The organism is Staphylococcus simiae, assembly GCF_002902085.1.
Classification (GTDB): domain Bacteria; phylum Bacillota; class Bacilli; order Staphylococcales; family Staphylococcaceae; genus Staphylococcus; species Staphylococcus simiae.
The window spans coordinates 1-12,795 of the sequence record NZ_PPQR01000011.1 but is presented as its reverse complement, the minus strand read 5'-3'; the positions used below and the strand labels follow the sequence as shown (position 1 = coordinate 12,795).

General features: G+C 33.3%; 12 protein-coding genes. 7 read left to right on the top strand and 5 right to left on the bottom strand.

Features of this window, described 5'->3' with window-relative positions; all coding sequences use genetic code 11:
• Positions 1 to 118 precede the first annotated feature (118 nt).
• Complete coding sequence (locus CD113_RS01685; RefSeq protein WP_002463772.1) at positions 119 to 685, top strand: isochorismatase family protein; 567 nt, start codon at positions 119 to 121, stop codon at positions 683 to 685.
• Between the two features lie 441 nt (positions 686 to 1,126).
• A complete protein-coding gene (gene brnQ1, locus CD113_RS01680) occupies positions 1,127 to 2,482 on the top strand; it encodes a branched-chain amino acid transport system II carrier protein BrnQ1 (RefSeq protein WP_002463770.1) in 1,356 nt (451 codons plus the stop codon).
• Between the two features lie 272 nt (positions 2,483 to 2,754).
• On the opposite strand, the gene CD113_RS01675 is transcribed toward brnQ1, so the two are convergent.
• Genes CD113_RS01675 through CD113_RS01660 form a run of 4 tightly spaced genes read right to left on the bottom strand, consistent with a single transcriptional unit; the run spans position 2,755 to position 5,862 of the window.
• Positions 2,755 to 3,387 carry an ATP-binding cassette domain-containing protein gene (locus CD113_RS01675; RefSeq protein WP_002463768.1) on the bottom strand — a complete coding sequence of 211 codons (633 nt, stop codon included), beginning with the start codon at positions 3,385 to 3,387 and terminating at the stop codon, positions 2,755 to 2,757.
• A gap of 5 nt (positions 3,388 to 3,392) precedes the next feature.
• Positions 3,393 to 3,704 carry a YxeA family protein gene (locus tag CD113_RS01670; RefSeq protein ID WP_002463765.1) on the bottom strand — a complete coding sequence of 104 codons (312 nt, stop codon included), beginning with the start codon at positions 3,702 to 3,704 and terminating at the stop codon, positions 3,393 to 3,395.
• Between the two features lie 5 nt (positions 3,705 to 3,709).
• Positions 3,710 to 5,674, bottom strand: a complete 1,965-nt coding sequence (locus CD113_RS01665; protein ID WP_002463763.1) for a DUF1430 domain-containing protein — start codon at positions 5,672 to 5,674, stop codon at positions 3,710 to 3,712.
• The gene (locus CD113_RS01660; RefSeq protein WP_231910054.1) at positions 5,671 to 5,862 is read right to left on the bottom strand and encodes a lactococcin 972 family bacteriocin; all 192 of its coding nucleotides are present in this window, start codon (positions 5,860 to 5,862) and stop codon (positions 5,671 to 5,673) included. Before CD113_RS01660 ends, CD113_RS01665 begins: the two co-directional genes overlap by 4 nt.
• 341 nt (positions 5,863 to 6,203) lie before the next feature.
• Here CD113_RS01660 and rocD point away from each other — a divergent pair, with 341 nt between their 5' ends.
• The 5 genes from rocD (at position 6,204) to CD113_RS01635 (ending at position 11,724) form a co-directional block, all read left to right on the top strand.
• The gene (rocD, locus tag CD113_RS01655) at positions 6,204 to 7,406 is read left to right on the top strand and encodes an ornithine--oxo-acid transaminase (protein ID WP_002463761.1); all 1,203 of its coding nucleotides are present in this window, start codon (positions 6,204 to 6,206) and stop codon (positions 7,404 to 7,406) included.
• Between the two features lie 380 nt (positions 7,407 to 7,786).
• On the top strand, positions 7,787 to 8,875 hold the full coding sequence (argC, locus tag CD113_RS01650) for an N-acetyl-gamma-glutamyl-phosphate reductase (RefSeq protein ID WP_002462496.1): 1,089 nt from the start codon (positions 7,787 to 7,789) through the stop codon (positions 8,873 to 8,875).
• Between the two features lie 11 nt (positions 8,876 to 8,886).
• The gene (gene argJ, locus CD113_RS01645; RefSeq protein WP_002462495.1) at positions 8,887 to 10,119 is read left to right on the top strand and encodes a bifunctional glutamate N-acetyltransferase/amino-acid acetyltransferase ArgJ; all 1,233 of its coding nucleotides are present in this window, start codon (positions 8,887 to 8,889) and stop codon (positions 10,117 to 10,119) included.
• Between the two features lie 17 nt (positions 10,120 to 10,136).
• Entirely contained in the window at positions 10,137 to 10,898 is a 762-nt protein-coding gene (gene argB / locus CD113_RS01640; RefSeq protein ID WP_002462494.1) for an acetylglutamate kinase, read from the top strand.
• 346 nt (positions 10,899 to 11,244) lie between these two features.
• Entirely contained in the window at positions 11,245 to 11,724 is a 480-nt protein-coding gene (locus CD113_RS01635; RefSeq protein WP_088177455.1) for a YagU family protein, read from the top strand.
• 93 nt (positions 11,725 to 11,817) lie between these two features.
• Here CD113_RS01635 and ausB read toward each other — a convergent pair whose 3' ends face one another.
• Entirely contained in the window at positions 11,818 to 12,462 is a 645-nt protein-coding gene (gene ausB / locus CD113_RS01630) for an aureusimine biosynthesis 4'-phosphopantetheinyl transferase AusB (protein ID WP_002462492.1), read from the bottom strand.
• Positions 12,463 to 12,795 lie beyond the last annotated feature (333 nt).

Sequence of the window (12,795 nt, the reverse complement as noted above, 5' to 3'; positions counted from 1 at the left end):
AAATGATAATACATCAACATCTTACAACCCCGGTTACCCTTGCATATTGGAATGACAACATTCGTTCTGTTCCACTCTCACACTAAAAAATAGTTATACAAAGAAAGGATGTTGGCCTGTGACGATCAATTTTAATAAAACTGCGTTAGTGCTTGTTGATTTACAACAAGGTATTACCAAACTCGATTATGCACCACATTCAGTTGACACTATTATTAATAATGCCAATCGTTTAATTAATATATTTAGACAACAGCATGGTTTCATTGCCTTTGTACACGTTGACTTTTATGATGGTCAAGATGAATTAAAACCGAATGCCATGATTTCTCTTCCACCAAAACAAGGGACAGCTTATGCACAATTTCACCCTCAACTAGATAAAAGAGATGGAGACTATGTCGTTACTAAACGTAATTTCAGTTCTTTTTTCGGTACTGATTTGGATTTGCAATTACGTCGTCGTGGTATTGATACAATCGTTCTAGGTGGCGTAGCAACACATGCTGGTGTTGATACAACTGCACGTGACGCTTTTCAATTAAATTACAATCAATATTTCATCACTGATATGATGTCTGCGCAAAATGACACGACACACAACTTCCCTATTAATTATATTTTCCCTATTATGGGTCAAACGCTAACAACTGATGACTTTATAGCTCGTTTGGAGATATCTTAGATAGTGGCTTGTTTTACTTAATAGCTATTTAAGTAGCGTCATTCGTCATTTCAATAACTACATTTACCATAATTACGATGGTAAGTGTAGTTTTTTTAATACTAATGTTTAACAGTATCGCTGGATTTCCCTCTTTTCAAGAATTGTCTATCTATGGCACAGCTCTGAAAAATTGTGACAACATAATTTTCCTAATCCTATACAATTTAGTCACCCAAATAGTTAAAACGTTATCACCAGTTTGTTAGCGTACGCTTTTAACTGACAACACTTGAAATGTTAAAACTGTTTATATTATTCTATTTTAGTTACTAATATATCTATATATATTTGTATATTTTATGCCTAATTTAAAAAAATTATATCAATTGCTATTTAATCTTTGATATTATCTTTATAAGCATACTTATAAAAGTTCTACAAAGGAGAACAACGACATTCATGAAGAAGAAATTAACACTGCAAGAAAATATTTTTATTGGATCAATGCTATTCGGACTATTTTTTGGAGCTGGTAATCTTATTTTCCCAATACATATGGGCCAAGCTGCTGGATCTAACGTACTCATTGCCAACTTAGGCTTTTTAATCACTGCAATTGGATTACCATTTTTAGGTATCATTGCTATAGGTATTTCAAAAACATCTGGTTTATTTGAAATTGCTTCACGAGTAAATAAGACTTATGCATATATTTTTACGATTGCACTGTACCTTGTCATCGGACCATTTTTTGCCTTACCTAGACTAGCAACAACATCGTTTGAGATTGCATTTTCACCATTCTTAGATGCTAAACAAATGACATTATATCTATTTATTTTTAGTTTAATATTTTTCATCGTGGCATGGTTCTTTGCAAGTAAACCATCACGCATTTTAGAATATATTGGCAAATTTTTGAACCCAATTTTCTTAATATTATTAGGCATCATATTATTATTTGTCTTTATTCATCCACTTGGCAACATTAGTGATGCACCTGTAAGTAAGCAATATCAATCTAACGCCTTGTTCAATGGCTTCTTAGATGGTTATAATACGCTCGACGCACTTGCATCACTTGCATTTGGTATTATTATTGTCGCAACTATTAAAAAGTTAGGTATTGAAAATCCTACCGACATTGCTAAAGAAACCATTAAATCTGGTACAATCAGTATCATTATGATGGGTGTGATCTATACACTATTAGCTATGATGGGAACATTGAGTATGGGGCACTTTAAATTAAGTGACAATGGTGGTATCGCCTTAGCTCAAATAACACAATATTACCTAGGAAATTATGGCATCATACTCCTGTCACTCATTGTTATGGTCGCTTGTTTGAAAACGGCTATTGGCTTGATTACGGCATTTTCAGAAACATTTGAACATCTATTTCCTAAATTAAATTATTTAGCGATTGCTACTGTTGTCAGTTTCGTGTCATTTTTATTTGCTAATGTTGGTTTAACTAAGATTATTATGTACTCCATTCCAGTACTAATGTTCTTGTATCCATTAGCTATCGTCTTAATCGTCCTAACATTATTCAGTAGTAAATTTCAGCATGCTAAAATTGTTTACCAATGGACGATTTTTATGACTTTACTCGCAGCTTTCATTGATGGCTTAAAAGCTAGTCCGACATTTATTTCACAAACAACATTTGCTAAATCAATGATTGGCTTTGGTCAACATTATTTGCCATTATCAACGATTGGCATGGGCTGGGTAGTTCCAAGTATTATTGGTTTTGTTATCGGCTTTATTGTCTTTAAAGTAAAATATCGTCACACACCAACAACATAATTAACTTAGTACAACGATGCACTAAATTTTTAATGGTTATCTATTTTTCAGGGCTGATCAATAAAAAGTGGATAATTATGTATCAGTCCAATATGGAAGAGAACCCTTTTAATACAAGGACACATGTAAAAACCGAGGTAGTCGCTTTGATTGCGAATATCTCGGTTTATTTTCATTCATTTTAAAAAGTTATCTAATTTTAAAACTAGTAAATACTATAATTATGTATCAGTTCAATTGGGGGATAGTACATTTAAAAACTGATATGTGCGTTAAATTGATTTATATTTTTCAATGTCTATTATTTCATCACAACGTTCAGCTAAAGTCATATCATGTGTCGCCATAATTAACACTTTATCTTTAGTTAGCATACTGAATAAAGCATCCATAATTTGCAAACCCGTTTGCTGATCTAATGAGCCAGTTGGTTCGTCTGCCAATATAATAGCAGGATCTTTTAGAATTAAACGAATGAGCGCTACGCGTTGTTGTTCCCCACCACTTAATGTATGTACTTTACGTTTACTGTCTGCAGTTAGACCAAATTCCTTTAGATACTTTAATTTCAATGCTTTTTTCTGTTGTCTTGATATCTTTTTAAAAGCCAAACCAAGATCCAAATTGGCATCAATTGACAAATTATCAATCAAGCCATAATTTTGAAACAGATACCCTAAATCATTTTTATAAAATTGATGATTAAACTTTTGAAGCTTGCCATCTATCATAATTTGATGCTTCTTATTCTTTTCAAGACCTGCGATTAGATTAAGCAATGTCGATTTACCTGAACCACTCTTACCAATAAGTGCATATGATTTACCCTTGTCGAACGTTATATTTAAATGATTAAAAATGGTCTTATCATCCTTATTAAGTGTAATATCTTGTAATTCAATCATATATATCACCTCGCTTGTTCAGGAAACTGTGATTTATCTACGTAAGTGATTGATTTAACATAGCGCCCTTTATGTGTTACTTTAACGTATGCACGACTTGGATCAAATCCATTAAATGTTAAGGTATATCCTAACTTGTCACCATCTTTATCATAGATCGTAATATCTTCATAATCTTGCGTCTTGGTTGGTACTTTTGCATAGTGTGTTTCCATTTTTATAAATGGATTAAAGCGATCAACATACGGTACGTTAATGTACATGATAATAAGAATAACTACGATAATGGCTAATATGCCAGCAAATACTTTTTTCATTAACTTTACAACTCCCTTATCACTTTGTTGAAATATTTTTCTAAATAACGCATATAGATACATTGTAAGAATAGCTGTATAACTAATGTTGTAAGGAATAACCAACTTAAATATGGACTATTAATAATATTGTAGGTAATGCCCCATACGATTATTAATAACAGGTTACTTAGTAATACATAGCGATAATGTATATGCGCAAGTTTATAACCAAAAAGTTTTTTCATGACGATTACTTTATTATGCTGTTCAAAATATATTTTGACATCAAATAGTACGACAGCAATCATCACAATTATTAAGAAAACCATTGATGACGATAACACAACGAGTTGAAGCTGATTTTGTCTGTAATCACGTTCAATAATATCTTGGACTTTAGTGACACCGCTGATCTTATTTTGTAAGTTATATTTTTTTATACTGTCATTAACAGCATCATAATCTTTAAAAAGATAGCCACCTTGTGACAGTGTGGCATAGTAGAAATCATCCCATAAGTCATCTGCAGTGACATTGATAATCGCTGACGATTTGACCTTTTTAAAATAATCTACAGTACGATACTCAAATGAAAAGAGATCGGTTGGTTGTTTAACTTTCGTTACTTGGATTGAACCTTTGTTAATATTTTTAGCTTTTAAATCTAGATACCACTCTTGATACTCAGCTTTAATTGTGTGCCAATCAGCTTTGTGGTTAGCCGGAATCATTGCTTCAACACGCTGTGGTCGATCATTTAAAGGAATATTTAGTGGATATTTTTGATTATATAATTTCCAAAACTGAGGATTAACAAAGGTGACATTACCATCAAAGGGTGAATAATTATGAGGTGATGATGCTAAAAAACTTTTTGTTTTAATTAATAGTGCATTTCCATATCGTTCATTATCTTGAATCAACTTATGTATGTTAGCCATTGAAGATTTCATTGCTGCTTCATCTTCTAAAATAGGCGCCAACTCAACAGCATAATAATCATCTACCACATGCCAATATTGCTCTGTTGCTTTAACTTTCTGTAAATCTGACATGATATGAATATTTTGAGTAATAACAAATGCCAATAACACTAATAATATACATTTCGCTATAGTATTAATCGTGCGCATCGTCTTAAAATGTTGTTTCCCTTTGATCATACTAGCAATATTCAAATTAAGTAATAATATTGCTGACCAAATATAAGCGACGATGACAAATAGTATCAATATCATATCTAAGACAATCAATCTTTGAAGAAACACTAAAAGGTTGCCATTAAATGTCGTTAGTATTAATGTCACGATGGTTACTAATAATTGGCTCATAATCATGATTAACCAATAGCCACTTTTACGTATAAAGCCCTGAGCAATGAGCTGGTGAAGTTGATAACCATGTAAAGACTGAATCGCATACTGTTTGAAGTTTCTATTTTTATCATATAAATAATATAAGACATAAATCATAGCAATCGCTATAATAGGTATAATTAACTGTGTATCAAATAGAACTTCTAAAGCGATTTGCCCTGTATTTACTTTAGTAATATGAGCTTTGAGTCCTTTATCTTGAAACATGTCTTTGAGCGCTTGTTCATTAAAATGGCTCGACGTTATATAATAATCGCCCAGCACATCACGTTGTTGTAATGCTTTATCTGTTAAATAATGATTGACGAGTTGTGAATTGAAGGGCTGTATTTTGATGTTATTAAGTGGATTAAATATATAAATATCCTTATCTACATTCTCTTTACTGATGCTCGGACTCACTTTATAAATAGAGATATCTTGTTGCTTAGCAAATTGTTCAATTGATTTAAATATATCTGTTTTACTGTGTTCATAGTTCCATTTGTTAATATTCACTATATATTTAGCATTAGGAATATAACTTTCACTTTCTTTGTAACTAAAGATAAATAATAAAAGTGCAACTAATAACACCACAATAAAATCCAATACTATTTTAAAAACTTTCATGCAACACCTCGAATGTTCCTCATGCGTTTATTAATAAATATTGTAGAATGCCTTATTAGCAAACCACTATCTTTTTCAGCAGATGCTCTAGCCCGTTTGCCTGGCTTTGTATATCCGCTATATGATTTATAACACCCTATTGCTGTGGAACCATGTTCTTTATAACCATGATAATAATAAGACCATATATATTGGCTACCTACACCATGGTTCTAACTACCACCTTCTGCAAAATCAGTAGCTCCATAAACAAATGGTAACGATCTAATAAATAAACTGGGTGCTAAAAAATAACATAAATTTTCTTTTCATCTTATTTCATTCAATTTTTATCTTTCATCTTTCTTTATCTTTAATTATAATATACTGAATTTTCTGAAAATATTCAAAGCATTTATTATTTCATTCATAATTAAATTCTCATTCTTATCGTTTTAATATTAAATTTTTATTTGACACTTATAGTGAACAACTGTAATATATTAATATTATTTCTTTAAAATGTATAAATATAAGGGTGGGGATTATATTGACATCTATGATTGAATTGACAGAGCGCCATAGTTCTAATAATTATGCACCATTACACCTTGTTATTACCAAAGGACAAGGTGCTAGAGTTTGGGACGATGACGACAATGTTTATATTGATTGTATTGCTGGTTTTTCAGTAGCCAACCAAGGTCATTGTCATCCTAAGATTATCGAAGCAATGACAGCTCAGGCGTCTAAATTATCGATTATTTCTCGTGTTGTTTATAGTGATAATCTAGGTCAATGGCAACAAAAGCTTTGTCAACTTGCTCAAAAGGACAAAGTGTTAGCCGTAAATACTGGTACTGAAGCTGTTGAAGCTGCTTTAAAAATTGCTAGAAAATGGGGAGCTGACATTAAAGGTATTACTGATGGAAATGTTCAAATTATTGCGATGAATAATAATTTTCATGGACGGACATTAGGGTCGCTATCATTATCTAATCATAGCGCTTATAAACAAGGATTCCATCCGCTTCTTGAAGGAATGACTACTGTTGATTTCGGTAATATTAAACAATTACAACAAGCAGTCACAGATCATACTGCAGCCATTATTTTAGAGCCTATTCAAGGTGAAGGCGGTGTTATTATTCCTCCTGATGGTTATATACAAGCCGTTCGTAAGTTATGTGATGAGCATAATATTTTATTGATTGCTGATGAAATTCAAGTTGGCTTGGGACGAACTGGAAAATTATTCGCTATGGATTGGGAAAATGTTGTACCTGACATGTATATTCTAGGTAAAGCACTCGGTGGTGGTCTATATCCTGTATCGGCTGTATTAGCGAATAATGACGTGATGAAAGTGTTAACACCTGGTACGCATGGTTCAACATTTGGTGGCAACCCATTAGCAATTGGTACATCGACTGCTGCAATTGATGTACTAATAGAAGAACAACTCATCCAACGCTCTGAACAATTAGGCAAGAAGTTACTCAAACAATTACAACAGCTCGATAGCAAGGTGATTAAGGACATTCGTGGCCGTGGTTTATTTATTGGTATTGAATTACATTGTAATGCTGCACCTTACGTTCAACAACTCATTCAACATGGCATTCTTTGCAAAGATACACATGGCACAATTATTCGTTTATCTCCACCCTTAGTTATTAGCGAAGCTGATATTCAGCATATCGTTAGTGCATGCCAGGATGTCTTTACGAACACAATTGAATTAGGCATATAACAATTATAATGCGGGGCTGAGACAAAAAGCATTTTACACTTAAAATTAAGCATTTGGCAGTAACTGTCTGGTTTTCAAAATGGTGATTTATCAACATTTTGAAAACCTAGTCAGTCTTGCCGGGGTGGAAGGGACCCAACACAAAAAAACTGGTTAGTCAGTTTTTTCAGACAATGCAGGGACCCGTCATAGAAAAATTTTAAAAATAAAATTTTTTCTTTTATGTGCAAGACGGGCATAGTTGGGCAAGGGACCCGTCATCAAAAATCCATGTGTGGATTTTACATTAATGTGCCAGACGGGCATCTAAGAAATAATTTGTTTTGAAATAATTATTTCTGTCCCACTCCCCATACATTCATAAATAGGAGGGATTTCTCATGATTAAAGTAGGTATTGTTGGTGGTAGTGGTTACGGTGCAATTGAATTAATTCGCTTATTACAAACACACCCCCTAGTTAAGATTACGCATATTTATTCACATTCAAAAGTAGATGAACCATTGCATCACACTTTTCCACATTTGCAACATTTGATACATCAATTTGAAGCGTTAACTGTTGATGATAACGACTGTGATGTTATCTTTTTTGCGACACCTGCGCATGTGAGTAAAGCTTGCATTCCTCCTTTTCTTAATACTGGTGTCCATATTATTGATTTATCTGGAGCTTTTCGTCTAACAAATCGAGATGTTTATGAACAGTTTTATCAAGAGGAAGCAGCAGCTATTGAAGATTTAGCTCGTGCATCATATCGTATTGCTGAATGGCCTAACGTACTAAGTAATACGTCAGTATGTCATAGTAATAATCATTCGGAGATTAATAGTGACGCACCATTGTCACTGGGGCAACTAATTGCTAATCCTGGATGTTTTCCAACTGCAACATTACTAGCACTGCATCCTCTAATAAATGAACGTATTATCGATGTATCAACAATTATTATTGATGCGAAAACAGGTGTATCTGGTGCAGGTCGTTCATTGTCACAACGTGTTCACTTTTCAGAAATGAATGAGAATTTAAGTGCTTATGCCATAGGTCAACATAAACACAAACCTGAAATTGAACAATATTTATCAGCAGTAGCCAACGAAACAGTCTCTGTAATCTTCACACCGCACCTCGTCCCAATGACACGCGGTATTTTATCAACCATATACGTTAAATTAACTACACCACACACAGCAACATCGTTACATCACTTAATGACTTCATATTATGCACAACATCCATTTGTCAGAATTAGAGCATTAGGGCAATTTCCTACTACAAAAGAAGTCTTAGGTAGTAATTATTGTGACATTGGTATTTACGTTGATGAACAATCGCAAAGTGCTATTTTAGTATCAGTGATTGACAACCTTGTCAAAGGTGCTAGTGGTCAAGCTATACAGAACCTTAACTTACTATACGATTTAGATATTACAACAGGACTTGAGCAATCGCCAGTCTATCCATAAGAGGTGTTCCTATGATACAACATGAAACTACACAACAATTTACAATAATAAATCAAGGTGATATTAGTACACCTCAAGGCTTTATTGCTGGTGGCATGCATATTGGCTTACGCGCTAATAAAAAGGATTTCGCTTGGTTATATTCAACAAAATTAGCCAGTGCAGCAGCAGTCTACACACTTAATCAATTTAAAGCCGCCCCATTAATTGTCACAGAAGATACTTTGAAGCAATCATCTGGAAAATTACAAGCCTTAGTCGTTAATTCAGCAAATGCTAATTCTTGCACAGGTCAGCAAGGCATTAATGATGCGAAACAAACCCAAGCTTGGGCAGCACAACAATTACATCTTGAAGCTAAACACGTTGCCGTTACATCAACCGGTGTCATTGGTGAATACTTACCAATGGATAAAATTGAATATGGTACGAAACATATCTTAGACACTCAGTACGCAATACCTAATGCTTTTAATGAAGCTATTTTAACTACTGATACGTGTACGAAGCACACTGCCGTCACACTAACAATTGATGATCAAACGATTACTATCGGTGGCTCAGCTAAAGGTTCTGGTATGATTCATCCTAATATGGCAACCATGTTAGCTTTTATTACTACTGATGCTAATATTGCAAATGATGATTTAACAACACTTTTAAAATCTTCTACAGATCACACTTTCAATATGATTACCGTAGATGGTGATACTAGCACGAATGATATGGTCTTAGTCATGGCTAATGGTTGTGCACATCAAACACCACTAAATCCACAACATCCACAATGGACGACATTTGTAACAGCGTTTAATTATGTTTGTAACTACTTAGCACAAGCTATTGCTCGTGATGGTGAAGGTGCTACAAAGCTCGTTACCGCTAATGTAAATGGGGCCAGTTCAACATCTGACGCTAAAGTCGTTGCCAAAAGTATCGTCGGTTCGAATCTAGTGAAAGCTGCGATTTTTGGTCAAGATGCTAATTTTGGTCGTATCATTACAGCAATTGGTTACACAAATTGTGACATTCAACCTAATCAAACATCGATTAAATTGAATGGTATCGCTGTAGTCAAACATGGTATGGCGGTGTCTTTTAATGAAGATGAGATGTCGCAAACATTAAAGCACAATGATATTACGATTGATGTTGATTTAGGTGTTGGCAATCATAAGGCAACTGCTTACGGTTGCGATTTATCTTACGATTATGTACGAATTAATGCTTCATATCGTACGTAACTACTAGAGGTGAAATCATGACTCAATATATTATTATTAAAATTGGTGGAAGTACTTTAACAGATATGCATGAGACAATTATTACCGATATTAAAGCATTGCGTGAACTTAATATTTATCCAATTATTGTACATGGTGGTGGACCGTTCATTAATAAAGCGTTGCAAAGTCAAAGTATAGCCCCTCAATTTATTGATGGTTTACGTGTTACTGATGAACAAACCCTCGACATCACACGTCAAACGTTGCTAGCTGATGTCAATACAGCAATCGTTGCACGGTTTAATCAATACAACTGTCATGCTATTGGTTTAAATGGTTTAGATGGCCAATTATTTAATATCACACCCTTGAATTTTAAATATGGTTACGTTGCTGAACCTAGTCATCTTAATACTGACACCTTAACACACCTATGTTCAACATTTATACCTATCATTAGTTCCATTGGATATAACTATGATTCCAATCAATTTTATAATATCAATGCAGATACACTTGCTTATTACATCGCAGCTTCTTTAAAAGCACCCATATACGTGTTAAGTAATACTTACGGTGTAATCGTCAATGATAAAGTTTTATCTATGTTAAAAACGTCAAACATCGACAACTATATCGCTAGCGGTGATATTTATGGTGGTATGATTCCTAAAGTTCGCGAAGCTCAAAAAGCAATATCACTTGGTTGTAGTAGTGTTGTCATTGCATGTGGATCAACAGAGCATATTATTAATAACATTTATCATAACGATTTTATTGGTACAGTTATCAGTTAACTTGAACAGTAATAAAATATACCCCTGCTATCAAAGAATGATGAACCGCACCCTAAAAGTTAGACCTAAAATCTAATTTTTGGGGTGATTTATTTTGGCTAAATATAATTTGGAATTTAAGCTGAAAGTGGTTAACGATTATATTAATGGTTTAGGTAGCTATAACATCATTTAGCTTTAATAAAATAAATCGTCTTTGCTCATACACTAAATACCTCTTTATTTAATGATATTAAGCGATATTTTTATTTTTTTATTTTCAATTTAATATTGTGAATAAATTCACATTGTTCTATAATGACACTACATAAAGAAATGGGAGGTCATTATATTGTCAAGAAAACAAATAGGATTATTAATCTATGCTGGTCTTATAGGTGGTTTATTATCTGGCATTGTCAAATTAGGATGGGAAGTGATGTTTCCACCACGTACACCTGAACGAAATGCTACAAACCCACCTCAAGAGTTACTGCAGCAATTAGGATTCAGTAGTGACTTCACGCATCAAACTTATACTTTTTCTAATATGCAACTACCATGGGTGAGTTTTATCATACATTTCAGTTTTTCTATTGTCATTGCGATTATTTATTGCTTTTTAATCCGAAAATATTCATACATGGCGATGGGTCAAGGTGCGGTATTTGGTATTGCAATGTGGGTACTATTCCACCTCATTATTATGCCAATCGCCCATACAGTACCTGCTATATGGGATCAACCATTCCAAGAACATCTATCTGAACTCTTTGGTCACATTGTTTGGATGATGACTATAGAATTAGTTCGTCAACATTTTGTTTATCGTTATAAATTAATATAAAGTCAAACACCTCTATACTTGAGAAAATTTATCTTCTCAAATTATAGAGGTGCTTTTTTATATCATCGTCATGTTGTACAAATTTTTATGATATTACAGACTTAGCAAATCGAACGTTGATACGCTTTTTAAATTAAAGGTATTCTTGTTGATAAATGCAATTTGGATGATAAAATCATTGATGATAAAGTGCTGAAATGCTACTTCTTGCTTACGATAATAACACTGTTTTGTTACATCATGTTCATCTAAGCTGTACATCTTCGCTTTACCAAATAATTTATTTAAACTTTCTTTCATCGTCCAAATATTGTAAAAGTCTTGATTACTATGAATTATTTCAGCTTCATTATCAGATAAACAAGTTACTAAGATCTTCCAGTCTAGCTTACTTGATATACGCTCGATATCAATACCTACAGGTTGTGAATCAACAACACATGCAATATACGGAAAACTATATGATAAATTGACATGAATCATTGGTTGATTCACATGCTTTTGAATAATACTAATTTTACCTTGCTTGGAAATTTGATACTCCCACTCATGTGGTAATAATCCAGTATCATATTCAATACCATATTGTAATAAGATATCGCCTAATTTATGCAGCCACTGATCGTGTGCACATTGGTAATGATTCATTATTGGTTTTTTAAATGACCAAACACTTCGACTTAACATGGATTCTATATTTTTAAACTTATGTTGTAGTTTCATTACAAATACGGTCATGACGTCTCCTACTTACTTTATTAATTTATATTTATTACAAGAGTCATAGGATGGAACACAAAAAAATTGTTTCGTAGGTACCCGTCTTGTATATTTAGAGCTAGTTAGATTTATAATCTTTACTAGCTCTTATGCAATTGTTGCGCTAGCAAACAATTGTAATCCTTTAAGTTAGATTTACAATTTTTACTAGCTCGCCAACCTGCATTGTTTGTAGAAACTGTAAGTACAGTTCCTCTGTGTTGGGTCCCTTGCCCAACTTGCACATTATTGTAAAAATTCTTTGCTAAGAATTTCTCTGTGTTGGGTCCCTTGCCCAACTTGCACATTATT